The organism is Microbulbifer variabilis, from assembly GCF_056232115.1.
Genome location: NZ_CP174325.1, coordinates 1,192,618 through 1,218,503, shown reverse-complemented (window position 1 = coordinate 1,218,503; position 25,886 = coordinate 1,192,618). Strand labels below are relative to the sequence as shown.

Genomic DNA, 25,886 nt, shown 5'->3' with positions numbered 1-25,886 from the left:
ACTTGCTAAGTAATAGTAATGACAAATATTCTTTCAAAGAAAATGGGACCTTCCTACGATAGGCTTTCTCCACTTATTAAAGAACTTCATACTGGAAAAAAAGTAATTGAGGGGGAGGTGAATGTTGAGAGAGGGAGACTACTTGCGCATTTTATTTGCACCCTTTTCAGGTTTCCGAAACAAAATCACAGTTGTCCACTTCGTGTAGAGTGCCACCACACTTCGGATGGTATTTTGTGGATGCGTAATTTCGATGGATTAATATTGAACTCTAAGTTTGCATCCACTGGAGACTTGCTGGTTGAACAGATGGGGCCTTTACGGATGTATTTCTACCCTGTAGAGGTAGGTGGGACATTGGCCTATGAATTTATAAAAACAAGAATTTTTGGTATTCCACTGCCAAAAATAATTAGCCCCAGAATATTTGCTGTGGAGTATGAGCTTGATGGGAAATATTATTTCAATGTGAAGGTGACTATGTTTGCTATAGGGAAAATCCTTGCTTATGGTGGTTGTATGGAGTTTTCTTCTGTCTAATTTCCAAGGGGTTAAATTTAGTCCGTTAATAATTTTAAGATGTTAAAAATTAGGGTAGTAAATGTTTTTTACAGTTTGGTTCTGGTGGGAGTAATAACTCTGCCTCTAGCCGCTTGAATTAAGTAGATGCAAGGAAGCTAAATTTAGGGGTGTGGATGGCGATATACAGGGATAAAGCGTTGGCCGCTAATTGGTAGAAATAAATGACAATTCTACTTAAGGGTTAGGTTTTTTCGGTAGATTTGGTTATTGTTTCCCAGCACATAAATTGTAAATATATACGGCCTAAGACTTTGCCACTTAGTAAGAAACAGGAGGGCGCAATGTTTAGTCATGTTATGGTTGGTACCAATGATATGCAGAAAGCCAAGGCTTTTTATGATGCAATTTTGGGAGTACTAGGCCATAAGCCTGGGATCATTGATGAGAAGGGGCGTTGCTTTTATTTCACTAAGACTGGGGTTTTTGCTATCTCCAAGCCGATCAATGGTGAGTCGGCTAGTCATGCAAATGGCGGGACTATAGGTTTTACTGCTACTAGTGTTGAGCAGACTGATGCTTGGCATTCGGCTGGGCTCGAAAATGGGGGTGTTCGTTGTGAGGATCCACCGGGAGTAAGAGAGGGGGTGGCAGGAAAGCTTTATATTGCCTACTTGCGTGACCCAGATGGTAACAAGATTTGTGCGATCCATCGGGTAGAATGAAAATTTCCAGCTGTTATAACCAATCGCTTACCTTAAATATGGCAGCGGTTGGTTATAGTATGGATATTTTCGAAGTGAATAAATTGACTGAAACTCCCCCTTCTACTTGGTTTAGAATTTACAGGTTTAATCTCTCTTATCATCCGGATTTTTAAAGATAGTTGTGGGCTCACCTTCAGGGTCTGAATAAAATAAGATAATAGTAACCGGTATATTTCCGTCATTTGTAGACCTGATTTAATTTTCATCTGAAAGGTACTCTACTCTGCCTTGGCCGCGGCCACTATCGGATAGTACTATTTCGTCCAGATCATCCATTACCCTGATTGGACCAGAGTAGTATTTGCTCATACCGGTGACAAACCCCTTTTTATCTTCTTCGGTCACTGGGGGAGGTATAAGGTGGGTGAGAGCGATGGATTTAACCCCGGATTTAGTTGCCATTTTGGCAATATCCAGTGTATTAGAATGGTAATGGATGATTTGATCGGCTTTCTCATAGCGTAGGCGAGCCCTGCGATTATTCCCGGTTTGCTTAAGTTTACTGATGTACTGTTCATAACTTAACGCTTCGGAGATGAGAAGATCAGCATCGCGCTCGATTGATTCCAGTGTATCAAATACATGGGTATCCCCGGTAACAATTACCTTGCAGGGGCCGAATCGGATTTCATAACCGAAAGCGGGAAATACCGGTTCATGATGTACGGCGAAAACCGAAACGTAAGTATTTCCATGGTGCCAAATATCCTGAACAATTTCTGTCTGTTCCCCAGCAATGTTTACTAAATGTGGTGTAGCGACTGCTAATATGGGGTCTAGAATTCCCTGTCGATTGGATGACCTGAATAATATATCGGGCCCAAAACTTTTCCTGATGCCCTCCATAGTATTATAGATACCATAAGGGCCATATATATTAAAAGGTGAATTAGCTACTACAAACCAGGACTCATTGATTCCCATTGCAAGCCCACCAAAATGATCGGAGTGCCAGTGGGTGATAAATATGGGGTCTACTTGGGCGAGATTTAAATCTAACTGCCCTATACGAGCAGCGGCGCCTTCTCCTGCATCAATTAAGAACAATTTGCCGCTGCTACGCACCGCCAGGCAGGGTGTCTTAACCACTGAGCGATGCACCTGTGTGAATGGTTTGGGATCCAGCGGATTCGCAAGATTCTCTAACGGTATTTAAGTAAGCACTTCAGAAATCTTTTATTCTTTTTCTACTAGGGTCAATAATGCCAGGGGCGGGCAGGGTAGTTGATGCACCTTATTATCGGTAACTATGGAAAATTGCAGACGATCGGGCATGCGTATTTTCATAAGGGCCCAGTAAGTCTGTAGTAGGGACCGCTCTTGATTGAATCCAGTTGTGGAATAGTTGCGCGCAGATAGCTGATCAAGCTATCTAGCAGTGCCGGTACCCGGGGAGAAGCTGACTCTTATAGCTTGCGAATATTGGCGAGAGTATTAAAAAGAAAGTGCAGTGTTACCTGGGATTGTAACAATCGCAACCGGCTATCCAATGTCTATCGCTCCAGGGCGCCCCTCTCACGTTCAAATTGCCTGGCTTGTTCACGTAGTTTTATATCCTGCTGGCGCAGTAAGGCCGACATGGCGATCCAGAGAGCAAACAGCTTGCTGGTTACCATAATGACAAGAAACCTCAGATGCTGGTTGTGGTTTTGCCAAAATGAGGGCCTCTTCCTCAGTAGTGCCTATATAGACCGCGAGCAGGGCTAAGGGAATGGATAAACTCCAATAACCTGAATGGCCCAGCGGGCCAGTGATTGGGGTAACTTTTTGGCCAGTATTCCAACAGGTAAAAAACAGGAGTGTTGCCAGTGCCGAGCTGTTGGCACGCACCAGTAACTCCGCATAAGTACCTCTCCATAAGTACTTCCCCAGTAGAGTCCAAGCAATAGGGTCCAGACCAGCGTCGCAGTCAGTACAGTGAGTAATTGCTGCCGGCTCGGTAGAGGCAGCTTGCAGGCCGAAAGGTTTGGGCTTTGCTGTATGGCGGCATTTAGTCCTTATCGGTAGCCGCCATTTTCACACACTTCGGTGGGGAAACTTGCTCGCACTCACTCTCTAGAGTGTGGCCTTGCCCTGTAAATGGAGTTTGCGCCTCTGTGCCAGTGCGTCAATTGAGTAAAGTGCAAGGCCCAGCCACACAAACATAAAGGTAGTCAGCTTGCCCTCGCTAAATGGCTCACCAAGTATTTGGGTGGCGACCACCAGCATTAGTGACGGCCCAATATATTGCAGGAACCCCACAGTGGAAAGATTCAGCCTGCGTGCTGCAATAGTGAAAAGCAGCAGTGGCACCAGGGTGACGGGGCCGGCTAACAACAGCAGACTATTCAGTTCCCAGCCATTATTTAACAGGTTGCTGGTGGGACTGGCACTCCAAAGCAGGTAGATCAGCGCTACCGGCAACATATACAGGGTCTCTATAGCTAGTCCGGTAAGGCTCTCCACCGGTGCACGTTTACGTGCAAGGCCATAGAGGGCGAAAGATCCAGCCAGGAATAAGGCGATAACCGGCACGCGGCCGAACTGCCAAAGCTCATGGACAATCCCCATGGCTGCAAGCGCTACCGCCAACCACTGCAGCCGTCGCAATTTTTCTCCCAAGAATAAGACACCCAGGACAATATTGATCAAGGGGTTGATATAGTAGCCGAGGCTGCTTTCCAGCAGGTGTCCATTGTTAATGGCCCAGATAAATACCAGCCAGTTACCGCTAATCAGCGCTGTGGTGAGAGCTAACCCCTGCATTTTCTTACCATCGCGCAGAGTGTGGACGAGATCGGGAAGCTTGCCTAGCAGCAGCATAATCAGCAGCGCCAGTGCAAGGGACCAGATACTGCGGTGCGCGAGGATTTCAGCCGCGGGAATACCTTGCAGCTGGTTGAAGTAAATTGGGGCCAGCCCCCAAATGAGAAAGGCGGCAATGCCGGCAAGCAAGCCGGTAGTGGCGGTATCGTTGTTGCGCAAGGGGACACCTGCTGTGGAAGAACGAAAAATCGGGTTAGACCTGGATACACGAGGGGTTTCGTGAGAGGCCGAACCAACAGAATAGAGGCTTCTATTGTAGAAGTGTCCGCCAGTGGGGATCAATCCCTTTATCGGTCAATTGAAGGCGTTGAGAGACAGGTGGTAGGCGGGCTCAAGCTATGCGGATACCAAGCCCCCGCAGGAACTGTGGGGGCTGGGGCAGATGTTAAAAGAGTACGCGGCAGCGCAGGGTACCGGGGATATTCTTCAGCTTTTCCAAGGCTAAGTCGGAGTACTCTGCATCGACGTCGATAACCACGTAGCCCAGGGTTTCGTTGGTTTGCAGGAACTGCGCGGAGATATTGATCGCATTCTCTGAAAATACCTGGTTGATCGCGCTCATTATACCGGGCACATTCTTATGAATATGCAGTAGGCGGTGAGTGCCTACATGTCCCGGCAGTGCCACTTCAGGGAAGTTGACCGAGCTGGTGGTGGTACCGTTATCGGAATAGTGTGCCAGCTTTTCCGCTACCTCGGTGCCGATATTCTCCTGGGCCTCCATGGTGGAGCCGCCCACGTGGGGAGTCAGCAGGGCATTGTCGATACCGCGTAGCGGAGAGAGGAATTCATCGTCATTGCCACGGGGCTCTACTGGGAATACGTCTATGGCGGCACCGGCCAGGTGCTTGCTGTTGAGGGCTTCAGCCAGGGCTTCAATATCCACCACGGTACCGCGAGAGGCGTTTAGCAGGATGGCGCCGGGCTTCATTTGTGCGATTTGCGCAGCCCCCATCATCATTTTGGTAGAGGGGAGCTCTGGTACATGCAGGGAAACCACATCGGACTCGCGCAGCAATTCCCCCAAAGAGCCTACCTGGCTGGCGTTACCCAACGGCAACTTGGTGACGACATCATAAAATTTCACTCGCATACCGATGGCCTCTGCCATGACCGACACCTGCGAGCCAATGGCACCATAACCGATAATCCCGAGGGTTTTACCACGGGCTTCGAAGGAACCAACCGCGGACTTGAGCCATCCGCCGCGATGGCACATGGCATTTTTCTCTGGAATACCGCGTAGCATAAAGATCGTCTCGGCGATGATCAGCTCTGCCACACTGCGGGTGTTGGAATAGGGTGCATTAAATACGGCGATACCCAGCTCGGTGGCCGCTTTTAAGTCAACTTGGTTGGTACCGATACAAAAGCAGCCGATCGCAATCAGTTTGGAGGCGTGTTCCAGTACCTTACGGGTTAGCTGGGTTCGCGAGCGAATACCGATAAAGTGGGCATCCGCGATCCTCTCAACCAACTGGTCTTCGGGCAGTGAAGTTTTCAGGAACTCCACGTTGGTGTAGCCACGGGAGGCGAGCAGGTCGATGGCCGACTGATGTACGCCTTCCAGCAGCAGGATGCGAATTTTGTCTTTTTGCAGGGACTTTTTTTGATCGGTATTGTGCGGAGCCATAAACTATCTCTTCACTGAGTGCGAGTAACGCAATAACTGGTGCGTTTATTCCGGTTGGGTCACTTCTTCGGGTGTCGGGAGACAGGCGAAGGCGCGATCATAGCACATGCTGGTTATATCGTTTTATTCGAAATACCTATCCTAACTATCTGGTTTATTTATGTATCAGCACCAATTTACCTGTGGCACCAATGTCCCATTCCGGCTTGGAAAGATCGTTTGTATAGGGCGTAACTATGCAGACCACGCTGCAGAACTCAATAATCCGGTACCAGATGAACCGCTGCTTTTTATCAAGCCAGCTACCGCAGCGGTGGATATGACCCAACCTATTCATATGCCGGTTGGGCGTGGCAGCTGTCATTTTGAAGGCGAGTTGTCGCTGCTGATTGGTGAGAGGTTGTGTAATGCCAATGCTGTAGAAGTATCGCCTGCAATCGCGGGGCTGGGCCTCTCATTGGACCTAACCCTGCGCGATTTGCAGGCGACGCTCAAAAAGGCGGGACACCCCTGGGAGAAGGCCAAGGGCTTTGATAATTCCTGTCCTCTTTCACCATTTGTAAAACTGGACTGGCTGCCGGATTGGGACAAGCTCAGTTACTCCCTGTGGCTAAATGGTGAGTTGCGCCAACGGGGCAAGACCGAGCATATGCTCACTCCGATTCTCGATCTGGTGGCCTATATCAGCAGTTTCTTTACCCTAGAACCTGGCGATGTCGTTCTGACTGGTACTCCCGCGGGAGTTGGTGAGTTGCAGCACGGTGACAAGTTGATGATGCAGTTACAGGATGACTGGCTGCAGGTGGAAACCCAGGTGGCATAGCTCCAAAGGCTGCTTACATTCAGCTGCTTTACTCTTCACCACACTGATCTGTGAGCGCAATTTGAAGGAAGACTGGCCCCAGGCCCATTATCCCCTTTGATTTGTGATCACATTTTCGATATAACCCAGATAAATTTTCTGTCCCAAACGAGGTGTGCCATGTCAGCGCAAAATAAAATCCCCGAAAACCTGCAGGAATGGCAGGCCCTGGCGGCCTCACTGAAGATCGAGGGTCGAGCCTTTATCAACGGGCATTATGTAGACGCCCTCTCCGGTGAAACCCGTGCCACCTACAACCCTGCTAATGGCGAAGAGCTTGCCCAGATAGCCAGTTGTGGCCCTGAAGATGCGGACCACGCGGTGCGTGTGGCGCGCGAGGCGTTTAGCTCCGGTGTCTGGTCAAAAATGCCGCCGATGCAGCGCAAGAAAATCATGGTGCGCTTCGCTGAATTGATCGAAGAGCACTTGCTGGAAATTGCCTTGCTGGAAAGCCTGGACGCAGGCAAACCCATTGGCGACACCATAGCTGTAGATGTTCCCGGAGCAGCTACCACTATTCGTTGGAGTGGTGAGGCTATCGACAAGATCTACGATGAAGTCGCCCCCACAGGCCCCGACGAGCTTGGCCTGGTAACTCGTATGCCCCTGGGGGTGGTGGCGGCAATTGTGCCTTGGAATTTCCCACTGTCTACGACCGCTTGGAAGTTGGGGCCAGCCCTGGCCACCGGTAACAGTGTGATCCTGAAGCCGGCCTCCAATACTCCGCTGACTGCAATTAAATTGGCTTGTCTGGCCAAGGAAGCGGGTCTCCCTGATGGCGTACTGAATGTGTTGCCGGGGCCGGGCAGCAGCTTGGGTAAGGCGTTGGGCCTGCATATGGATATCGATTGCCTCACCTTTACTGGTTCCACTGAAGTGGGTAAGACACTCACTGAATATTCCGGTCAGTCAAACCTGAAGCGCACTTTCTTGGAGCTGGGCGGAAAGAGCCCAAATATTGTCTTCGCCGATGCAGACCTGGATAAGGCTGCCGATGCTGCAGCGCTGGCTATTTTCTACAACCAAGGGGAAACCTGTACCGCCGGCTCACGTCTGCTTGTGGAAAAAAGCATCGCCGATGAGTTCATTCAAAAAGTGAGTAAGGCCGCCGAACGCTTTAAGCCTGGCCATCCTCAAGATCCAAATACCGCAATGGGCGCACTGATCGATCGCAGCCAGTTCGATACTGTTGAATTTTATGTCGCTAAAGGCTTGGAGCAGGGCGCCCAACTGGTATGTGGCGGCAAACCAGTGGACGAGGTGGCCGGTGGTTATTACTACGAGCCCACCGTATTCCGCGGTGTGACCGGCGATATGATGATCGCCCGCGAGGAAATCTTTGGGCCGGTTTTGTCGGTTATTGAGTTTGAGAGCGAAGAGGAAGCGCTCGCTATTGCTAATGACTCCATTTACGGTCTGGCAGCGGGAATCTGGACCAATAACCTGGGCCGGGCCCATCGTATGGCCCGTGAGATCTATGCGGGCTCTGTGTGGGTCAACAATTACTTTGGCGGGGATATCACCGTGCCCTTCGGCGGTTTTAAGCAGTCAGGTAATGGCCGTGACAAATCGCTGCATGCGTTGGATAAGTACTGTGAACTGAAATCCACTTGGATTGATCTGGGCTAGGTTCCCTCTGGCAGGGTTCCAGTAGCACAGATTTTGAAAAGGGCCACTAACTGCGGCCCTTTTTTATTTCTTCTTTTTCCCATCCACGCTAACTCTGGCGTGAATTATCCAGTCAGCTATACCTAAATTATCGTCCTTTTCAAAAAGGCTTTGACGACATGCGTAATAGCGTGGGTCAGAGCCCGTGGAGTTAACTAGGTGTAGGAGCATCGTATTGAAAAGAGTCTGCCTGTTGATCGTTATTCTGGCTGTTAGCGGACTGACACATTTATGGGCAGCGGAGGCCCCTCTCGCTGGAGAAGTTACGGGGCTAGTCAGTATTGAGCGGGTATATGCGAACCAAGCAGGTTCCAGCCCCATGCGTGTCCGTGCCAATGACTGGGTACAATTATTCGTTAGACATGGTGATGTGGTGGAAAAGGGCCAGCGCCTGGCGGTATACAGGAATGCCAGGGGGCGCACTGTGCTTGAGTATATTGCCAGTCGTTCTGGCCGGGTTTTGGTGAATGGTAGGGCTGCTCTAAATTCCCTGGGCTCTGTTTTGGAAATTATTACTGTGCCCCACGAAGAGTACTGTCAGGTCGTGAACTGTGCATTTGAAGTTGTGGAGTAGCAGGTTATTTTAATTTGGCTCAGCCGTCTGGCGGGGTTACTCTGGAGGCCGTTTTAGCGGCCTCTACTGTTATGAAATTAATTTATACCCATGAAAATCGCCTGCTGGTGGAGCTGGCTAAGAGTCGGCTTGAGGTGGCAGGTATTCCAGTAAAGCTGAAAAATGAATATGCCCAGGGGGCATCTGGGGAGTTGGCACCAAATCAGGCCTGGCCAGAACTCTGGTTGGAGCGGGATCGAGATTACGAGCGTGCATGCCAGCTATTAAAGGATGCAGAGGCAGAACAAACAAGCTGGCCTTGTCCACAGTGTGGGGAGGAAAATGGTGCGGCATTCGATTATTGCTGGCAATGTGGCAAGACCCGACCGGTAGCGGGTTGAATTGTCGGAATTTGGGCCGGGAGATGGATTCACCTAAGTAGTACAAGTCAATATTGATACAGACGATCTGGAGAGAGCGATTAACCTCTATCGTGAAGCCTTTGGTTTATTGGAGGGGCGTAAACTAGGTGAGGGACGGTAGAAATGAATGGTGTTATTGATATTCATGTATCACTCCGATTTATTAGCAAAAAAATTCCGGTACCACGCCTGCCAATAGCAAGCTTACTCTCGTCATCATAACCGTTAATGGACTTAGTTTTAGAGAATTTGAAGGCCGGAGAGGGGCGTGCCCGTTTTATCGGAGCAAGATCACTCTGTGACCCTCTTGGAAATGGATCTCCAGGAAAAGAGGTATGAAGAAATCAGTCTCTAGAGGCTACTACCATTATTTACTTAGGTTTGACTCTGGTAATTTAAAAATTGACTCCAAGCAGAGAAGGGGAGCTTATGAGTGACCAACCCCATGGTATTTCGATTGGTCTGGAGCAGAACGGCAACCATTTTTTTCTTACCCTACGAGCGCGCGGAAAGCTGACCCACGAGGATTACCAGACGATGGTGCCGATGCTCAACTCGGCTCTTGAGGGGGTTGAGCATCCAAAAATCGATTGCTTAATGGATGCCAGTGAGTTACAGGGTTGGGAACCGCGAGCCGCCTGGGATGACTTCAAGCTGGGAATGGCCCATGGGCGCCAGTTCAATCGAATTGCAGTGATTTCAGACAAGCGCTGGATGAAGGTAGCAGGCAAGGTAGGGAGCTGGTTTATCGGAGGGGAATACAAGGTCTTTGAAAATGAAGCCGATGCCATGGCTTGGTTACGTGAGGGGGAATAAAATAGCTTTTGCATCACGCAGCAGAATGCGTGTTCAGGTAGAGCAGTGCAGTTTAATATTTTCTCAGGGTGTTACTGCAGAACAACAATAATCACAAATAAGGATTGCTTCATGTTCGAGTGGGTAAGTAACCCGGAGGCCTGGGTTGCGCTGGCTACACTGGCAGCGTTGGAAATCGTATTGGGCATCGACAATATTATTTTTATTTCCATTCTTGTCGGGCGCTTACCGCCCAAACAGCGGGAACCAGCCCGTTTTATTGGTCTGACCCTTGCTATGGTGACCCGCCTGGGGTTGTTATTTTCTATTGTCTGGATTATGGGCTTGGTGGAGCCACTATTTAGTGCGTTTGGAGTGGAAATTTCCGGGCGTGACATCATTCTGGTTGGGGGTGGATTGTTCTTGATTGGTAAGGCCACCCATGAAATACACAATAGCTTGGAGGGTGCCGAAACCGATGCGTCAAGCTTGGGCACAGCCGGTTTTGGTATGGTCCTGCTACAGATTGCAATACTTGATATAGTTTTCTCTCTCGACTCAGTAATTACTGCGGTGGGGCTGGTGGATGAAATCTCCATTATGGCAATTGCTATTGTCTTAGCGGTAATTGTTATGCTGATTGCGGCAAAACCAATTGGTGACTTTGTCGATCGCCATCCCACGGTAAAAATTCTGGCGTTGGCATTCTTGATAATGGTGGGGCTCACCTTAGTGGTAGAGGGCTTTGATGTGCATGTGCCCAAGGGCTATATCTATTTTTCCATGGCCTTCTCCATGGCAGTGGAAATGCTTAATTTACGTCTGCGGAGCAAAAAGGAGCGACAGACTCCACCGGTCAAACTGCACCAGTCCCTGCGTGAAGATAGTCAGTGATTATTTCTCAAGTGAGCACTTAAAAAATTGAAAAATAAGCCAAGAAGATAAAGGACTTGGCTTATTTTCTATTTCTTAGTGACAAGTGATCCTTAGACAGTTCTATTTCTGACCTTTAATATCAGATAGGTGAGCCCCAGAGCCAAAGTTGCAGCAGCCAATCCTAAAAGCTCCCCAGCACTGACTTTATCCAGGTCCAGGATTATAAATTTACGTGCAAGTGCCAATATGGCAATCAATACAACAACCGTAGTTTGAATATTGCTTTGTTGACGTGTGACCACATATTGTAACGTACGGCTAAACTCAAGGGCGATCAGCAGTGTGATGATTTCGCCAAATATGGTTTGGAATACCTTGTGATCCAGAGGGTCTCTCATGCCTACTATTAGCATGGAATAGACCGAGTAAGCCAGACGGCTGATGGCGACAATTATGATAATCACAATAATAAAGGTAAGGATTAGGGCGATCAGGCTCTCAAACTTATGATAGTAACCATGTATCGCACTTTCCGGACGAATAGGTTTTTGTTCTGGATCGCTCATCTCTGGCTCCCACAGTCATTGTTCAGAGGAATACAAGTTATTCCATTCCGCTGATAACCTCTTTCTTCATTAGCGAGATGACCTTACTGCTCATGGGCATTAATCGGTGCAGAATTACAGGGACTTCATAGGAGGTGCCTATTCCGAGTTTGGCACTACTGTGGGGCATAATGGTGACATCATATTTTGTCCAGATGGAAACTGGATCTGTTGTTTCCAGCATATGGATGCTCTGATTTAACCCTCGCAGGAATTCACTTCCGACGCGTAATTGCTTGCCACCTTTGTAGGGTAGGAAATTGGCCCAATAGCTGCCATGATGAGGGGAAGCGATAGAAATAAATTTATGTACCCTGCCAATACCATTCATCGACTGAAGATAATAGCGTGCAACAATACCTCCCATGCTGAATCCTACCAAGGTGCAGGTAGCTCCTTTTTTTACCAGTTTTTCCATCTTCGCCATCAGCTGTGAAGAAAGGTGCTCCATACCGTGCCAGCCGGAGTTATAACGCAGGTGAATGTAATGGGTGTCGAATCCTGCATCCGCCAGAGCGTGTTGCATCCGTAGCAGGGAAGATCCACGGTCGAAAATTCCGGGTATCAGTAGAACTGTGTGACTTTTAGGATTCATCGCATAGAGTAGGAGTGATCTTCCACAGAGGTCCACTGAACCCCGAAGTTGAAGCCCTGTGAACTGCACCTGCCCAAAGTGTAGTTGGGCAAGACTTGTGGCGATCAAATATCCCTCATAAGCTATTCAATCGCCAGCGATTCAATTGCCAAAAATTTTGAGGTAGGCAGAGGTTATTGATAGTCGCGCTGTTTTTCCGTGCCAAGAAGGAAAATAAGGGCATGATCCAGCCTGGCATTCCAAGACTTCTCATCGTGGGTATGCTCTACAAAAACCCGTGACTGCCAGTTGTTGTCGTTATAACCTCGCTTGCGCATAATCTTGTCCACAGCCTGTTGCAGAGGCGGATAAAAGCGGTCCAGTGTCTCGGTGCCATGATCAAAGTAAAAGCGATGTTTTCCCGGTTCAGGTAGATTTTCCCGGAGGTATTTGCGAATGGATTCTGCGACAGGGAGTGTCTCTTCGGGACCGATGCCTGGCCAGTGGGTGGAAATTGCTGCAGTAGCAGAGAATACTTGTGGATACTCCAACACCGCATAAAGGGAAATCAGTCCTCCCATACTGGAACCAGCGATAAAAGTGTTCTCTGGGTTACGACTGACTTTATAGTTTGTATCTATATAAGGCTTTACCCTTTTTATCAGAAACTCCAGGTACCGGTCAGCTCGCAGCTCAGCTCGATTAAAAGGGTGCTTCACCCTTCGTGAAGACTCAGACATTAGATCTCGCGCTTTTTGCGGGAAATAATCACCATGGCGGCCATCTCCGCTATTGTGCAGTGCAACCACGATAAAAGGTCGCGTACGGCCCTCTGCGATCAGGCGGGATGCCGTTTCGTCTACACCCCATTCCTGCCCATTCCATGTAGTGCGGCTATCAAAAAGCATCTGCCCATCATGCATATACAGAACAGCATAGGGAGCCTGGGCTGGGTATTCATCTGGCAGCCATACCTGTACTGGACGATCTGCAATGCCCTCGTAGGAAATGCTGGGCAATGTCTCCAGGGTGCCGGAAGCCAGCTGCGCCTCTGCGAAGGCCTTAGAGAAAAATGTAAAGGTTAGATAGCAAAGAAGAGCGAGTAAAATACGCAAGCTAGGAAGCATATTATCCACCTATTGTAATCCATTGATTTGAAAATCAACTCTATGGAAAACTAGGGAACCCTGGCTCACCCCCCTTGGGGGATGAGCCAAAGCTGGATAGCTTTACAGGTAATCGTTTATTTCCCAGGCTTCGCGCTGAAGATCAGTGGCCAGAAGTGTTTTCATAAGGGCGGTATGACCTGAGCCTGCAATGGCGATAACCTTGGTTCCTGGCTGAGCCTTAGTCTGGATATTGGCATACATTCGAAAGTTTCTGTGCCACCAACTGACTGATGCATCTGCCCCTGAAAAACCCTCACCAGAGTCAATATCATTTACCATAAGATATAGGTTCATATTTTTTCTGTCTCTCTCAACAGAGTTATCGATCTGGAGTAATTGTCTTAAGGTTAGCGTTTTGTGTTGCTTGCTGGACAAATTCCCGAACTCTTCTATCTCTGTATCGAATATTTTCTTTCTTTCTGGTGTATTGGTACTCATATAGTTCATGAGCTTGGACCCATCCCAGTGCACCTGATTTTCATCATAGCAGATAACGCCACTTAGCTTTGCTTTAGCTGCAATGCGAAAGCCCAACTGCTGACTTTCATTGACTTCAAGCCTATGTTGTCCATTCAGATAAGACTGAAATTTTTTATCAATCTTGTTTTGGATGCTCGGGTCACATTCAAGCATTACATGGGTGGGGGACTCGCTTGCGAGTTTTTCAGTTAATTGCTCCAGATAGGCTTGATTTTCAGGTGTTAGCACATCAATAACATTCAGCTTTACTGTATCTCGGCCAGGATTTGCGAAATGAAAGGTACCGAATAACATTACCTGAGCTGTCGGTGCTTCAGGGCTGGATAATACTTCTTTTTCCGCAGCCCAACTTGCAGAACAATATACTAAAATGATTGTACTGCTAAAGATTTTTATAAAATTTTTCATTGTTATCCTTATTTGCCAGCGGCTATTTTAAATAATTATTACAGGTATTCATTAACATCCCAAGGGTGGCGACTTTTGTCAACCTTCTGAAGGGGCTTTAGAATAGCGGTATGGCCAGATCCACCGATAGCGATTACTTTAGTTCCCGGTTGGCTTGAACCTGTATATTGGCGTACATGCGAAAATTGTGATGCCACGAGCTGGTTGCTGCATCGGCATCGATAAATTCCTGCCCCACACCAATATCATTTCCCATGATATAGAGATTCATGTTATCTCTATCTTCTATGGGATTATTATGAAATTCGAGCAATTGGCCTAAAGATAAACTCTTATTTCTCTGGGAAGTTTCTTTGCTGAGCTTTTTTTTAGTTTTCATGAATTTTCTTTCTTCTGGAGTTTCTTTGGCCATATACTCTCTTAGTTCAGCACCTTTCTAGTGAACATTTCTTTCATCATAACATATGACACTTTTCAGTCCCGACTTACGGCTATACGAAATCCCAGTTACTGATTTTCATTTACACTAAGTTCGTGACTGCCATTTTTATAAGAATTGAATTTCTGATCCATTTGTCTCTGGTGTGTTGATGGACATTCAATTAATACATGGGTAGGGGGTTCATCCGTAAGTTTGCTGGTGAGTTCTTCCAAATAGTCCTGGTTACTGGGTGTCAGTGCATTTGTCACCTCTGACTTTACTGTGTCCAATCCTGGGTTGTGAAAATGAAATACACCAAATAGCATTACCTGGACAGGTTGTATCTCCAGGTCGGCTGGTATTGATTTATGATTTGCATAGATTATAGAGCTAACACCAAAAGCAAATATGCCAGATATAATTGAGATGATTGCTCTCATTGTTTACTCCCTGTTTTCATATAATAGAAAGATGAGAATTGCTTATCATTAGACGCTACAGAATAACAAGGAGATGTAGCAAAAAGAATTTTTTGCTGCCTTTCAACATAAACTATTTGATACGTTTGTCTTAAGTAAATGTTTATAATGCCATTTGATTAGGCACCTAAGTTGGGAAATTTATATTTTAGAAGAAGCTAGGCGTTACCTCGAATTTGAGAAACAGTTGCGCTGGCATTTTTCATCCTTGCAGCCTGGGCAACTTCCTTAGTTACAATGGTTTTGCCAATTGGAGATAAGGAAATACCGGCAAGCTTAAGATGTTGGATTCCAAATGGAATGCCAATAATGGTTAAAAAGCAGGCAAGAGCATGAACCAAATGGCCAATAGCCAGCCAGATACCTGCGAATAGGAACCAGATAATATTACCCACTAAGCCAAACCCGCTGGTACCTATGTCCTCATTTAAGGTTAGTTCTTTGCGTGATATTGCTTCACGACCAAAGGGAAAGAATGAAAACTTACCCATAACAAAGCAGGCTCTCCCCCAGGGAATACCGATAATACTGATAAATGCTACTAGAGCAAAAAACCACCAGCAGAGGCCCATAACAAAACCACCTAATATAAACCAAAGAAAATTTCCCAGAGTTCTCATACTTAGCTTTAGTATCCTATCTATACTCATTAAAAATTTATTGCATCTGGTTAGAAAATGCCAGATTTATAGCTCGTAATCAATCATCAATGTAATCTCTTATTTAGAATCAAGTGCTTTGTGGCTTAGACGCTTTATCCTGAGTGTTTGGATGCACCGTTTAAATTATTTTTGCTGGTGGTATTTTTGGTATTGTGCCAAATGGCTTCTCAATTTTTTATAGGGATGTAATGCTATGAAAGCAGAGAGTTCTTGATATTTATTGAAGCTGCTTAATAATGGATCAGGTCATCTGTCATTATATGAAGTTGGACCTTAAATAATATAAAGTTGATAAATGGTTGCCTGAATCCGACTGACAATGCTCCCTATATCCTGAAGTAGCAATGAAAAATAAGAGGCAGAAAACTGGGAAAGATGATTTATCAGTAAATTGTTGGTGGCGGGTTCTATCTTCTGGAGATACTCCTTAATTAAACCACCAAATCGATTGTTAGAGGGATAGGATAATATACCTGCCATTTGACTATTATAAATATCGAAGCATACACTGACACTCTGGGTATCTGGTACCTTCACTTGCGGCAAGTTACTATCTTACCGGTATTAATCCTGATTAATTTATCTATTCGATTAATATGTTGTATAACTATCAGTCCAGCTTGAATATTATTTGCAGACTTGATGGATAGTCCAGGAATAATAAGGTTTAGATAGATGAAATACGATTGATATAAAATTGATTGTGAATTTGAAGAAAATTTATTCTTGATATACCTGTGTGGGATAGAGGTTATAAATGCGCTCTGTGTACTTATTGGCGATAAACCTGGGCTATTTGATCACAAAGCGCACTGGAGTTTATTAACTACGCCAGTAGTTATTCGCCGCCGCCACAGTCTGGAAATTGATAGCAACAACTTGGGAGGATGCGATCAGGCTATCGGCATTTTCCTCATAGGAGGCCCTTAGTTTTCCTCTTACTTCGTCAGAAGGTTGAGTATATTTTACTCCCATTCTGGATAGTTTCATCGCCAGCTCAAAACCCTGCTGTGCATTTTCGGTAATCAGGCTTTCTAACCAAATTTGAGACATGAAATTCCCTCTCATTTGTTTAATCGATATAATTTAAGAACTTATGTCCTGGTGATGGTTAAACCAAGCCAAAACATAGTGGGTTAATGTTCACTTAGTCAATCAGTCGAGTACATACTTGCTGATGTGTTGATTGAACTGGACAAGATCAAAGGAGCCTTTGATTTCAAATTCGACCTTACCAACTTCGCTGAGATAAACCACAATTTCACAGTCCATATCCAATGTGCCTGCAGTTTCAACTGAGAAAGCCTGAATTCTACTGTAGGGCAAGGATGTGTAATCTACTTTAGATCCGGTCAATCCCTGCACATTGGCTGCAATAATACGCTTGTTGGTGAATACTACCTGGTCTCTTATTGCCTTGAAGCCTGCAAAAATGGATTCACCATCTATCAGGAACTTATTAAATTCATCCCTGGCAGAGGAGATATCAATGGGCTTTAGTTTGAAGACAGAGGAGTTTTTGAAGTCGATCACAGCTCTTCCCTGGTGGATCTAAAAGCAATTATGCTTAGATTAACACTAAGGTGTAAGGAATAGTAGTATGTATTATTGGTAACTATTTTTTAAGTAGAACATAAATTACCTAGTGATTTGTCCTAAGGTGTTGAGCTTGATTATTGATCTTATCGACATAAGAATCTCACCAAGTAGGTTTTTCCCGGTCCAGTTATCTGGATTCAATATTCTGTTGTCATCCGAACTCAGGCCTATACCCCAAATTAAGTCATGAGGAGAAGACTCAGCTAAGATTTTATTGTTCGTTCCAAGTAACCTCTCTTTTAAGTCTTCGTGTTGCGTAAACTTCAGATAGTTCGCTGTCCAAACTACCCCAAGTTTGTGTTGATCCCAGGTTTTTGATTCATAACCTAGAACGGCTCTACCTAGCCTTTGTTGCTCGGATGGATTTTCTTCTTTGAGGATGTTATCAGCGGTCTTAATATCGCCGAAAAGTATTGCCTTTTTGTACATCATATACTGTTCGCAGCAGTTGTAGGTTTGACCATCGATATCTGATATATCTCTCAGTGTCCACTGCCCAAACTGATGCTTCCAAAAAAAGTAAAACTTTTCTGTTTCCCTCATTGAATTTTCCTTACTTGGATGTCGTGAATTCTAGGAGAGTGATAATACAGATTAACTAAATGGGTATATCAGATACTCTTGATTAATTATTCACGTATCACCAGTGCTCTCAGAAACAGCTTGATTGTGGGGTGCTCAGCTGCACTTTTTTTGAAAGTCGCTGCATTTTGAATGCGGTAATGAAATTTCCCTGATAACAGGGGCAGGAGCTGATGTGCTTGAACATATTTACGTGCAAGATACTCAGGAAGAAACCCGATAAAAGATCCAGAGAGAATCATGGCGAGTCTTGCTGCCATATGGTTGGCGGTGGAGCGTTTGGGAAAAAGGCGATAGAGATGAGCTGCACCAGATAAAACAGCATGGCTGGGAGCGGCCAGTTCCTGCTGAGTGAGTAACTCTTCACTAATTTTGTTGGCTTGGGCACACGGGTGATTGGCGCCACAGTAAAGGGTGGATTGATGTTGGAATAGAGGTTGGTAGTCTAAACCCGGCCTGTGTGAATGCAGCGGGTTGATGCCAACATCGGCGCGGCCGGCGAGGATTTCCAACTCCAGCTCCTGGGGTGCGGCCAGTTGGACCTCCAGGTGTAACTGGGGGGCCTGTTCTCTCAGGCGAGCAATGGTTGCGGGCAGGTCTAGCTGGGGGATTTCCAATACGTCATCCGGCATCACCAGGCGTAGGGTACCGGTAAGCTGGGACTGAATAGCGTTAACCTGGCTTCTAAAGGCATCCAGATGCCCATCCAGTTCCAAAATTGCCTGAAAGAGGGTTTCTCCCTCTGGTGTCAGTTTGAAATCGGCACGCCCGCGAGAGCGGAGGCATAGTTGCATACCCAGACGGGTCTCCAGGTCAGAGATATGAACACTGATGGTGGAGCGCCCGATGTTGAGTGCTACTTCTGCCGGTGCCAGACCGCCGGCGCGCACTACTTCTCGAAAGACTCTCAGCAGACGGAGATCCATATCGCTGAGGCGACCACCCAGAGCACTTTTTGCCTTGCTCATTTGCCGAATTCTCCCGTGTTTTCCACGAATTTTTGCCGTAACTTAGCATTGCTAGGCAGCTGTAAGGGGAAAGGCCTTAGCTGCTTTGAGATAAAGTTTGATAAATATAAATTTTAGTTGCAAAAATACTACTATTCTCCCCTCCTAGCTGCGGCCAAAATCGCCGCAATACTATTAATAACACGCAATTATCAGGAGTTTCCGGTGAAACTGGCGAATCCAGACCTGTTGAAGTTTCAGAACTATATCGATGGAGAGTGGCGGGATGCTGAGGGCACCGCAGAGGTGCGTGATCCGGCCAATGGCGAGTTGTTGGGCAAAGTAGCCGATGGTTCAGCGGCAGATGCAGAGGCAGCGGTAGCCGCAGCTAACGCGGCTTTCCCAGAGTGGAGCCGCCGCACCGCCGGCGAACGTGCCGCCATCCTTAAGCGCTGGTATCAGCTAATTATGGATAACAGCGATGATTTGGCGCGTATCCTCACTTTGGAGCAGGGCAAGCCCCTGGCGGAAGCCAAGGGTGAAATTCTCTACGGCGCTTCTTTTATCGAGTGGTTTGCGGAGGAGTGCCGCCGCGCTTACGGCCAGACGATTCCTACCCACAACCCGGCGATGCGTCTGAGCACCATCCGCCAGCCAGTGGGTGTTGTAACCTGCATTACACCGTGGAACTTCCCCAATGCGATGATTACCCGCAAAGCGGCGCCTGCGCTGGCAGCTGGCTGTACCGTGGTGATCAAACCCGCTCTCGAGACCCCGCTTTCCGCACTGGCTCTTTGTCGGCTGGCAGAAGAGGCTGGCCTGCCCAAGGGCACTATCAATGTTGTGACTGGCACTGATGCGCCGGGCATCGGCAGAGTACTGACCCAGGATCCCCGTGTGGCCAAATTTACTTTCACTGGTTCCACTGCTGTCGGCAAGCTGCTGATGGCCCAGTGCGCCAGCACGGTGAAGAAGATGTCCATGGAGCTGGGTGGAAATGCCCCCTTTATCGTTTTCGATGATGCAGATATCGATACCGCGGTGAAGGCCTGTGTAGCGACCAAGTTCCGCAATGCCGGCCAAGTGTGTGTAGCCACCAATCGTATCTATGTGCACGAATCTGTGCACGATGAGTTCGTAGAAAAACTGCGTGCTGAAGTGGCTGCAATGAAGATTGGCCACGGCACAGAAGAGGGGGTGAATATGGGCCCGATGATCTTCCGCCGTGCAGTAGATCGCGTTCAGGGCCTGGTGCAGGATGCGGTAGCGGCTGGCGCCAAGATTGAAATTGGCGGTGAGCAGCTGCCAAATGGTGAGAACTATTTTGCCCCGACCCTGATCACCAGTGTTACTGATGATATGCGCATTGCTCAGGAAGAAAATTTTGGACCGATTGCGGCAGTGCAGAAGTTTACCGAGGAAGATGATGTAGTTCGCCGTGCTAATGATACTCCCTATGGCCTGGCCGCTTATGTAATGAGTGAGAATATTCGTCGCGCTAACCGAGTGGTCGAGGCACTTGAATACGGCATGATTGCCTGCAATACCGGGGTTTTCTCCACTACGGTCGCACCTTTTGGCGGCACCAAGGAGTCCGGTATTGGTCGCGAGGGGGGAGTTGAGGGTATGGCCGAATTCTACGAGACCAAATACTGCTGCTTCGGTGCTTGACCCACAGGTCCGAACGGTTATGCCACGCGCTTGTCTGAAATTGCACAAGCGCCTTGAGAGATTAGCGGGAGCCAATGGCTTCCAAATCCGAATACATTGAAATTTCAGGGAACTTGCGGAGATACAGTTTATGTCTGAGATGCAAACCAACGCTTTCTGGATGCCTTTTACCCCCAATCGCACCTTTAAATCCGCACCGCGGATCGTGGAGCGCGCTGAGGGTATTTATCTCACCGAAAAGGGTGGACGCCAGATTATTGATGCAACCGCTGGCCTCTGGTGCAGCAATGCCGGTCACGGTCGTACCGAAATTGCTGAGGCAATATACCAGCAGGCAAAAACTCTGGATTACAGCTCTATTTTTAATTTCGGTCACGAGCTGGGTTTTGAGTACTCCGAGCGCTTGGTGAAGCATACTCCAGATGGCCTCAACCATGTATTTTTCGGCAACTCCGGTTCCGAAGCGGTAGAGACTGCATTGAAAATTGCCCTGCAATACCAGCGCGCACGAGGCAAAGGCACCCGCACCATGTTTATCGGCCGCGAAAAGGGTTACCACGGGGTGAACTTCGGTGGTATCTCTGTAGGTGGTATCGCTCCGAATTACCAGAGCTTTGGTCAGCCGGTTAAAGCCAATCATATGCGCCATACCCTGGATATTGAGCGCAATGCTTTCAGCCGTGGTCTTCCTGAGCATGGTGTGGAACTGGCGGAAGACCTGGAGCGCCTGGTGGCCTTCCACGGTGCAGATCAAATCGCTGCGGTAATCGTCGAGCCGTTTGCCGGTGCTGGCGGTGTGGTGCTACCTCCAAAAGGTTACCTGCAGCGTTTGCGTGAGATTTGTGACCAGCATGACCTGTTGCTGATTTTTGATGAGGTAATTTCCGGTTGGGGCCGTACCGGCTCCGCGTTTGGCTCCATCGAATTCGGCGTGACCCCGGATATGATCACCTCCGCCAAAGGTATTACCAATGCGGCAGTGCCTTTGAGTGCGGTCTTTGTGAAAGACGATATCCACAACACCATTATGGATGCGGCCGCTGAGGGTATGGTGGAATTCTTCCATGGCTACACCTACTCCGCGCATCCAGTAGCTTGTGCTGCAGGTATGGCAACCCTGGATATCTACGAGCGCGAAGGCCTGCTAACTCGTGCATCCGGTGAGATCGGCCAGCATTGGGAAAATGCCTTGCACAGCCTGGCGGATATGGACAATGTGATTGATGTGCGCAACTACGGCTTGGTTGGTGCGATTGAACTGCGTGCGCCGGAAAACCTGAAGGGTAAATTCGGGGCCAAAGCATCTGGCATGGCCTGGGAGGCAGGAGTGATGGCCCGAGGTATTGGTGATGCCCTGTGTATGTCCCCACCACTCATTATCGAAAAGCACGAGATTGATGCAATTGTCGATAAACTGCGTGGTGTGATTGGCGAGCTGTCCTGATCAACTCTTCCGGCAGCCTTCGGGCTGCCGGCTACTTTCACTGCATTTCCCAAAGCCTTTCCTCTGCTTAGCAGAAAAATAAACCCCGCAGTGAGAGAGTTTCCCTGTGCTATTTACACCTGACTTCTAATCCAGTTTGGTCAATAACCTGATTTGTCAGTTACGGCTACACTGGAAATAGCGGCCTGCGGCGCGATCTCAGTCTTTGCAGAGTCGACTGCATGGTCGCGCTCGTGGGCCGCCTCCCTCCTTACAGCCCTTATCCAATGGGTAGTTTCCCCAATGCTTTAAGTCTCCAGATTATGAGAAGGCAATTGGCTTTTTAGCATCTTTTTGCTGTTTTTCTGCGGAGATTTTCCCGAAAAACTGGTAGTCCATGGACTGTGGCGCTTAAATTAAAATAGATGTTCTACCCGGGGACTGCTCTATGTCCACTGATACTTCCTCTCTCCCCTCCGGGCCTATATTGCAGGTCCTCTCGGCCAATTGGTGGCTGCTGTTATTACGCGGGTTAATTGCGGTAATTTTCGGGGTGCTAACTTTCATCTGGCCGGGATTATCCCTGCTGACCCTGGTTTTCCTATTTGGTATTTATGCTTTGTTGGATGGGATTTTCTCGCTGGTTGCGGCGGTGATGGGGAGACACAAGTCTACCCCCCTATGGTGGCTGATCGTCTCCGGTTTAATCAGCCTGGCAGCAGGTATAGTGACTTTTATGTATCCACAAATAACAGCGTTGGTACTGGTAATTTTTATTGGTGCCTGGGCTCTGGTTCGTGGAATTTTTGAGATTGTCGGTGCGATTCGCTTGCGCAAGGAAATTGACAATGAGTGGCTGCTGATTGCCATCGGTGTGCTTTCGGTAATCTTCGGTATTGCGATTCTGGTGAGTCCGGGGGCAGGCGCCTTGGCGCTGGTGTGGTTGATAGGAGCCTACGCAATTATTTTTGGTCTGCCGATGATTTGGCTGGCATTCCGACTACGTAAGCACAATAAAGGTGAATCCTGAAATTTTGGGCAAGTTAGCCGGGAGAGTAATCCCCTCCCGGCACTGGCAGAAAAAATTTCCCTGCTATGAGGATATTTAATACTGCAATAAAAGGCGCAATATAAATTAGCGCGGCTGTATCAGATATTTTGGGCGAGGCCCACTGACCTCGGCAAAGCTTCCATCAAGGACTGCCCTTTTTTCTCCAGTGCCATACACAGCTGTATACGCTCTTCTGTCTGTGCCAGGCTGCGTTGGTAACCGGGAGTGAGAGCGCCGTGTTGAGCAAACAACTGCTGTAATTCCTGCAAGCGTTTTGCATCACAGAAAACGCCAGCAAAAGCCGGGGTGCGGCGACGAATTTGGGCCGGAATTTTATCCACAACCTTGTCAAAGTTATCGCGCAGCCACTGCCAGTTTTGTTCTTGTACCTCAGGTTGGGCCAGGGAGTACTGAATCAATGTGAAGGTTTCACGGGGTCCCATTTCTTCGCTGAGGGCCAACTTTTGCACGACTTCTAATTGCGAGGGACTGTCACTACTGCCAATGGCACTGGCGCTGGCATTCTCGAAGCGCGGATCATCCAGCACGCCGCGTACTTTGATCAAGTGCGACAAAAAGTCATCACCAGCATCCTGTACGGCTACGGTTAACGCAGGACCATAGAGGTCGGAGTCCAGCGCTTCAGGGTCGCGGGTTGTTTTGTAACCGGTGAATGCAGTGGCTTTATCCACTAACTGCTTGCGCGTATCTGGATCGCCAGCGACCAATGCCATAAAGCCGAGCAGTTCACTGTGCAGCATTTGCTGATCGGGTTCAGCGCTGTTGGCACTGTTGTTTAGTAGCGGTAAATACAGGTTTTGAGCAAAGTTTAGGAATGCAGAGTGCTGCACTTCACCCAAGTAGCTCTCCCGATACTTGCGCAGGTAGTTTAGTGGCAAGGTGATGACCTGCCGTTTTTCTACTCTTGCAGATTGGCGTACAACTTCAAGTAACTGAGCTGCTGGCAGTTTTCCGGCCTCGAAGGCAGCAAAGGCGCTGTCGATAATGGACAGCTGTTCAGTGGGTGCGAATTCTGCAAAATGTTCGAGCAGGGCCTGCCACTGGGCTTCAGGCAAGTTCCAGCGATAATACCCGCTGCCCTGGGCGTTCGGCATTACCCAGCTCGGGCAGGTATTGACGGCAATATCCAGGGTTTCTTCTTTGCGGGTCAGTATCTGGCATTGCTGTTCACTGCCGGCACTGCTGAAGCAGAATGGGATGTTCCACTTTTGCCCGGTCTCTTCAATGGGAGAGCCCAGGGCTTTGTAGCGGCTTTGGCTTACATGCAGTTTTGCCTGGGACGGAGTTGTGCAATCCAGCAACAGCTCCAGCTGAGGTACACCCTTTTGCTCAACGAAACTGCGGAAAGCCTCTGTCAGTTCTGGAGTATTGGTCTCTTCGCCAATAACTTTGTAGAAGGATGGCGAGTCCGCTTCCCCATCACTAAAGGTTTCCAGGTAGCGCCCCAGGGCTGGGCGAAAACGCTCGGCTCCAAAATAGCTGTCCACCATATTGATCACACCGAGACTCTTTGAATAGGTGATGGAGTCATAGGCGTTACGGATATTGTTGTTGTCAGTCACCGGTTCGCGAATAGCGCGAGTACTAGCCAGGGAATCCAACTGCATAGCGCCAATGGCGTAAGTCGCGGCATTCAGGTCGTGGCCACCTTCCGGCTCCATAATACGCAGCACCAAAGGTTCTCCCCAGGTGGCAAACCCTTCTTTCAACCACAAGTCGTCCCACCAGGGCGGAGTTACCTGGTTGCCAAACCACATATGGGCGATTTCATGGGCATGTACCTCCACCAGGGCCAGGCGGGCACCGGGGGCGGGATTATCACCTACCAGAATGCGCTGTTCGCGATAGGTGATGGCGGCAGATAACTCGGTAGCACCACTGGGCCATTGGGGTGCTGCGATGATGTCGAGTTTCTTGAAGGGGTAAGGGCGTTGTAGTTGGTTCTCGAAGGTTTCCACCATTTCGGGGGTGATATCGAGGATATAATTCATATCGCCACCACGGCCCTGTCGGGCAAAACCACGTAGTGGAATAGGCTCTTTGCGATATTTACTCGGTGGTATGGCCGGGCGCTCGACGATATCGAAGGGCCCTACCGATAGAGACAGCAAGTAGGTGGACATGGGGGGCGTAGCAGCAAAAGTCACCTTCTCCATGCCTTCACCTGCGGCTTCACGTTTTAGCTCGGGCCCATTACTAATAGCGGCATAGCCTTCAGGTACAGTCAGGCTGACAGAGAAGGTCGCCTTGAGGCCTGGCTCGTCAAAGCCAGGCAGGTACTTGCGCGCCTGGATCGACTCGGACTTGGCCAGGACATAGGCGCTGCCCTGCTCCTCAACCTTAAACAAGCCCGCCAGGTTGCGATCAAAGTCGGCACTGTAGTCAATAAGCAGTGTGAACTCGCCGGCGGGTAACAGTTCGGCAAATTCGATAGCGGCCACACCGCTGTCTAGTACCTGGCGATATTGAGCTGCGACTTCGCGCCCATCAGTCAACTGTGCCTTAATCACACTTACACCGAGGTTATTGCCATGTAGCCAGATATGGTTGGCAGCCTTGGCCAGCTGGATATCGATAGCGACACTGCCGCTAAAGGAATCCTGGCGAGGGTCCAGGTTGAGGTCTAGCCGGTAGGCGGTGGGGCTCACTCCCTGTGGCAATTTGCCCTCTGGGGCATCACTCAAGTCCAAGGTTACAGCCGAGGTGCTGGTCTGCAGTTCGGGTTTTTGCGCGGCCTTTTCTTCTGGATTGCAGCCGGCTACAGACAGTAAAGTCGCGGCCAACAGGGCAAGTGGTATCTTCTTGTTCATAGGGAGAGGGTACTTTGCCTAAAAAGAGGCCATTGTAACGGTTTGGCGAAAAATACGCCTAGTCCTGAAGTGGTTTGATCAACC

At 48.4% G+C, this 25,886-nt stretch carries 28 protein-coding genes; 11 read left to right on the top strand and 17 right to left on the bottom strand.

Features of this window, described 5'->3' with window-relative positions; translation table 11 throughout:
• Positions 1-18: 18 nt before the first annotated feature.
• A complete protein-coding gene (locus ACJJI7_RS05250) occupies positions 19-540 on the top strand; it encodes a DUF4166 domain-containing protein (protein ID WP_444902500.1) in 522 nt (173 codons plus the stop codon).
• 323 nt (positions 541-863) lie between these two features.
• Positions 864-1,244: a VOC family protein gene (locus tag ACJJI7_RS05245; RefSeq protein WP_020414195.1), complete on the top strand. Its 381-nt coding sequence runs from the start codon at positions 864-866 to the stop codon at positions 1,242-1,244.
• A 237-nt stretch (positions 1,245-1,481) separates the two neighbouring features.
• On the opposite strand, the gene ACJJI7_RS05240 is transcribed toward ACJJI7_RS05245, so the two are convergent.
• From ACJJI7_RS05240 to serA, 5 genes are all read right to left on the bottom strand, one after another.
• Positions 1,482-2,375, bottom strand: a complete 894-nt coding sequence (locus ACJJI7_RS05240) for an MBL fold metallo-hydrolase (protein WP_444902501.1) — start codon at positions 2,373-2,375, stop codon at positions 1,482-1,484.
• A gap of 317 nt (positions 2,376-2,692) precedes the next feature.
• On the bottom strand, positions 2,693-2,758 hold the full coding sequence (locus ACJJI7_RS05235) for a histidine kinase (protein WP_445366292.1): 66 nt from the start codon (positions 2,756-2,758) through the stop codon (positions 2,693-2,695).
• 21 nt (positions 2,759-2,779) lie between these two features.
• Positions 2,780-2,902, bottom strand: a complete 123-nt coding sequence (locus ACJJI7_RS05230; RefSeq protein ID WP_444902502.1) for a hypothetical protein — start codon at positions 2,900-2,902, stop codon at positions 2,780-2,782.
• 439 nt (positions 2,903-3,341) lie between these two features.
• Positions 3,342-4,250 carry an EamA family transporter RarD gene (gene rarD, locus ACJJI7_RS05225; protein ID WP_444902503.1) on the bottom strand — a complete coding sequence of 303 codons (909 nt, stop codon included), beginning with the start codon at positions 4,248-4,250 and terminating at the stop codon, positions 3,342-3,344.
• 226 nt (positions 4,251-4,476) lie between these two features.
• On the bottom strand, positions 4,477-5,724 hold the full coding sequence (gene serA / locus ACJJI7_RS05220) for a phosphoglycerate dehydrogenase (RefSeq protein ID WP_020414201.1): 1,248 nt from the start codon (positions 5,722-5,724) through the stop codon (positions 4,477-4,479).
• A 160-nt stretch (positions 5,725-5,884) separates the two neighbouring features.
• On the opposite strand from serA, the gene ACJJI7_RS05215 reads away from it, so the two are divergent.
• The 6 genes from ACJJI7_RS05215 (at position 5,885) to ACJJI7_RS05190 (ending at position 10,918) form a co-directional block, all read left to right on the top strand.
• On the top strand, positions 5,885-6,547 hold the full coding sequence (locus ACJJI7_RS05215) for a fumarylacetoacetate hydrolase family protein (RefSeq protein ID WP_020414202.1): 663 nt from the start codon (positions 5,885-5,887) through the stop codon (positions 6,545-6,547).
• A 159-nt stretch (positions 6,548-6,706) separates the two neighbouring features.
• A complete protein-coding gene (locus ACJJI7_RS05210) occupies positions 6,707-8,215 on the top strand; it encodes an aldehyde dehydrogenase (protein WP_444902504.1) in 1,509 nt (502 codons plus the stop codon).
• Positions 8,216-8,429: 214 nt separating this feature from the next.
• Positions 8,430-8,828: a hypothetical protein gene (locus ACJJI7_RS05205; RefSeq protein ID WP_020414204.1), complete on the top strand. Its 399-nt coding sequence runs from the start codon at positions 8,430-8,432 to the stop codon at positions 8,826-8,828.
• 14 nt (positions 8,829-8,842) lie between these two features.
• Positions 8,843-9,208 (top strand): putative signal transducing protein, encoded by a 366-nt coding sequence (locus ACJJI7_RS05200; protein WP_444902505.1) that lies wholly within the window; start codon positions 8,843-8,845, stop codon positions 9,206-9,208.
• 450 nt (positions 9,209-9,658) lie between these two features.
• Positions 9,659-10,045: a SpoIIAA family protein gene (locus tag ACJJI7_RS05195; protein WP_020414206.1), complete on the top strand. Its 387-nt coding sequence runs from the start codon at positions 9,659-9,661 to the stop codon at positions 10,043-10,045.
• A gap of 111 nt (positions 10,046-10,156) precedes the next feature.
• A complete protein-coding gene (locus tag ACJJI7_RS05190; protein ID WP_020414207.1) occupies positions 10,157-10,918 on the top strand; it encodes a TerC family protein in 762 nt (253 codons plus the stop codon).
• Positions 10,919-11,010: 92 nt separating this feature from the next.
• Here ACJJI7_RS05190 and ACJJI7_RS05185 read toward each other — a convergent pair whose 3' ends face one another.
• From ACJJI7_RS05185 to ACJJI7_RS05135, 11 genes are all read right to left on the bottom strand, one after another.
• Positions 11,011-11,466 (bottom strand): phosphate-starvation-inducible PsiE family protein, encoded by a 456-nt coding sequence (locus ACJJI7_RS05185; protein ID WP_444902506.1) that lies wholly within the window; start codon positions 11,464-11,466, stop codon positions 11,011-11,013.
• A gap of 37 nt (positions 11,467-11,503) precedes the next feature.
• Positions 11,504-12,208, bottom strand: a complete 705-nt coding sequence (locus ACJJI7_RS05180) for a lipase family alpha/beta hydrolase (RefSeq protein WP_245556708.1) — start codon at positions 12,206-12,208, stop codon at positions 11,504-11,506.
• Positions 12,209-12,273: 65 nt separating this feature from the next.
• On the bottom strand, positions 12,274-13,206 hold the full coding sequence (locus ACJJI7_RS05175; RefSeq protein ID WP_444902507.1) for an alpha/beta hydrolase: 933 nt from the start codon (positions 13,204-13,206) through the stop codon (positions 12,274-12,276).
• A 102-nt stretch (positions 13,207-13,308) separates the two neighbouring features.
• Positions 13,309-14,136, bottom strand: a complete 828-nt coding sequence (locus tag ACJJI7_RS05170; RefSeq protein ID WP_020414211.1) for a DUF5694 domain-containing protein — start codon at positions 14,134-14,136, stop codon at positions 13,309-13,311.
• A 133-nt stretch (positions 14,137-14,269) separates the two neighbouring features.
• The gene (locus ACJJI7_RS05165; RefSeq protein ID WP_020414212.1) at positions 14,270-14,548 is read right to left on the bottom strand and encodes a DUF5694 domain-containing protein; all 279 of its coding nucleotides are present in this window, start codon (positions 14,546-14,548) and stop codon (positions 14,270-14,272) included.
• 95 nt (positions 14,549-14,643) lie between these two features.
• Positions 14,644-14,997 (bottom strand): hypothetical protein, encoded by a 354-nt coding sequence (locus tag ACJJI7_RS05160; protein WP_353375519.1) that lies wholly within the window; start codon positions 14,995-14,997, stop codon positions 14,644-14,646.
• 197 nt (positions 14,998-15,194) lie between these two features.
• Positions 15,195-15,656 carry a YccF domain-containing protein gene (locus tag ACJJI7_RS05155; protein ID WP_040629038.1) on the bottom strand — a complete coding sequence of 154 codons (462 nt, stop codon included), beginning with the start codon at positions 15,654-15,656 and terminating at the stop codon, positions 15,195-15,197.
• An 864-nt stretch (positions 15,657-16,520) separates the two neighbouring features.
• A complete protein-coding gene (locus ACJJI7_RS05150) occupies positions 16,521-16,751 on the bottom strand; it encodes a hexameric tyrosine-coordinated heme protein (protein WP_020414215.1) in 231 nt (76 codons plus the stop codon).
• Between the two features lie 102 nt (positions 16,752-16,853).
• Positions 16,854-17,231, bottom strand: a complete 378-nt coding sequence (locus tag ACJJI7_RS05145) for a PH domain-containing protein (protein ID WP_020414216.1) — start codon at positions 17,229-17,231, stop codon at positions 16,854-16,856.
• A gap of 105 nt (positions 17,232-17,336) precedes the next feature.
• Positions 17,337-17,840 carry a riboflavin biosynthesis intermediates N-glycosidase gene (gene ybiA, locus ACJJI7_RS05140; RefSeq protein WP_444902508.1) on the bottom strand — a complete coding sequence of 168 codons (504 nt, stop codon included), beginning with the start codon at positions 17,838-17,840 and terminating at the stop codon, positions 17,337-17,339.
• 86 nt (positions 17,841-17,926) lie between these two features.
• Positions 17,927-18,847 (bottom strand): LysR family transcriptional regulator, encoded by a 921-nt coding sequence (locus tag ACJJI7_RS05135; protein ID WP_020414218.1) that lies wholly within the window; start codon positions 18,845-18,847, stop codon positions 17,927-17,929.
• Positions 18,848-19,051: 204 nt separating this feature from the next.
• Here ACJJI7_RS05135 and ACJJI7_RS05130 point away from each other — a divergent pair, with 204 nt between their 5' ends.
• The 3 genes from ACJJI7_RS05130 (at position 19,052) to ACJJI7_RS05120 (ending at position 22,950) form a co-directional block, all read left to right on the top strand.
• Positions 19,052-20,497 carry an NAD-dependent succinate-semialdehyde dehydrogenase gene (locus ACJJI7_RS05130; protein WP_444902509.1) on the top strand — a complete coding sequence of 482 codons (1,446 nt, stop codon included), beginning with the start codon at positions 19,052-19,054 and terminating at the stop codon, positions 20,495-20,497.
• 130 nt (positions 20,498-20,627) lie between these two features.
• On the top strand, positions 20,628-21,941 hold the full coding sequence (gene aptA / locus ACJJI7_RS05125; protein WP_020414220.1) for an omega-aminotransferase AptA: 1,314 nt from the start codon (positions 20,628-20,630) through the stop codon (positions 21,939-21,941).
• A gap of 427 nt (positions 21,942-22,368) precedes the next feature.
• A complete protein-coding gene (locus ACJJI7_RS05120) occupies positions 22,369-22,950 on the top strand; it encodes an HdeD family acid-resistance protein (RefSeq protein WP_020414221.1) in 582 nt (193 codons plus the stop codon).
• A gap of 119 nt (positions 22,951-23,069) precedes the next feature.
• Here the strand turns inward: ACJJI7_RS05120 and ACJJI7_RS05115 are convergent, their stop codons facing one another.
• Positions 23,070-25,802 carry a M1 family metallopeptidase gene (locus tag ACJJI7_RS05115; RefSeq protein WP_444902510.1) on the bottom strand — a complete coding sequence of 911 codons (2,733 nt, stop codon included), beginning with the start codon at positions 25,800-25,802 and terminating at the stop codon, positions 23,070-23,072.
• Positions 25,803-25,886: the final 84 nt, after the last annotated feature.

What these genes read in the sequence shown, in the direction of transcription:
- ACJJI7_RS05250 (WP_444902500.1), top strand. Translation starts at nt 19, where the DNA reads ATGACAAATATTCTTTCAAAGAAAATGGGACCTTCCTACGATAGGCTT.
- ACJJI7_RS05245 (WP_020414195.1), top strand. Translation starts at nt 864, where the DNA reads ATGTTTAGTCATGTTATGGTTGGTACCAATGATATGCAGAAAGCCAAG.
- ACJJI7_RS05230 (WP_444902502.1), bottom strand. Translation starts at nt 2,902, where the DNA reads ATGGTAACCAGCAAGCTGTTTGCTCTCTGGATCGCCATGTCGGCCTTA.
- serA (WP_020414201.1), bottom strand. Translation starts at nt 5,724, where the DNA reads ATGGCTCCGCACAATACCGATCAAAAAAAGTCCCTGCAAAAAGACAAA.
- ACJJI7_RS05215 (WP_020414202.1), top strand. Translation starts at nt 5,885, where the DNA reads ATGTATCAGCACCAATTTACCTGTGGCACCAATGTCCCATTCCGGCTT.
- ACJJI7_RS05210 (WP_444902504.1), top strand. Translation starts at nt 6,707, where the DNA reads ATGTCAGCGCAAAATAAAATCCCCGAAAACCTGCAGGAATGGCAGGCC.
- ACJJI7_RS05195 (WP_020414206.1), top strand. Translation starts at nt 9,659, where the DNA reads ATGAGTGACCAACCCCATGGTATTTCGATTGGTCTGGAGCAGAACGGC.
- ACJJI7_RS05190 (WP_020414207.1), top strand. Translation starts at nt 10,157, where the DNA reads ATGTTCGAGTGGGTAAGTAACCCGGAGGCCTGGGTTGCGCTGGCTACA.
- ACJJI7_RS05185 (WP_444902506.1), bottom strand. Translation starts at nt 11,466, where the DNA reads ATGAGCGATCCAGAACAAAAACCTATTCGTCCGGAAAGTGCGATACAT.
- ACJJI7_RS05175 (WP_444902507.1), bottom strand. Translation starts at nt 13,206, where the DNA reads ATGCTTCCTAGCTTGCGTATTTTACTCGCTCTTCTTTGCTATCTAACC.
- ACJJI7_RS05170 (WP_020414211.1), bottom strand. Translation starts at nt 14,136, where the DNA reads ATGAAAAATTTTATAAAAATCTTTAGCAGTACAATCATTTTAGTATAT.
- ACJJI7_RS05165 (WP_020414212.1), bottom strand. Translation starts at nt 14,548, where the DNA reads ATGGCCAAAGAAACTCCAGAAGAAAGAAAATTCATGAAAACTAAAAAA.
- ACJJI7_RS05160 (WP_353375519.1), bottom strand. Translation starts at nt 14,997, where the DNA reads ATGAGAGCAATCATCTCAATTATATCTGGCATATTTGCTTTTGGTGTT.
- ACJJI7_RS05155 (WP_040629038.1), bottom strand. Translation starts at nt 15,656, where the DNA reads ATGAGAACTCTGGGAAATTTTCTTTGGTTTATATTAGGTGGTTTTGTT.
- ACJJI7_RS05150 (WP_020414215.1), bottom strand. Translation starts at nt 16,751, where the DNA reads ATGTCTCAAATTTGGTTAGAAAGCCTGATTACCGAAAATGCACAGCAG.
- ybiA (WP_444902508.1), bottom strand. Translation starts at nt 17,840, where the DNA reads ATGAGGGAAACAGAAAAGTTTTACTTTTTTTGGAAGCATCAGTTTGGG.
- ACJJI7_RS05135 (WP_020414218.1), bottom strand. Translation starts at nt 18,847, where the DNA reads ATGAGCAAGGCAAAAAGTGCTCTGGGTGGTCGCCTCAGCGATATGGAT.
- aptA (WP_020414220.1), top strand. Translation starts at nt 20,628, where the DNA reads ATGTCTGAGATGCAAACCAACGCTTTCTGGATGCCTTTTACCCCCAAT.
- ACJJI7_RS05120 (WP_020414221.1), top strand. Translation starts at nt 22,369, where the DNA reads ATGTCCACTGATACTTCCTCTCTCCCCTCCGGGCCTATATTGCAGGTC.
- ACJJI7_RS05115 (WP_444902510.1), bottom strand. Translation starts at nt 25,802, where the DNA reads ATGAACAAGAAGATACCACTTGCCCTGTTGGCCGCGACTTTACTGTCT.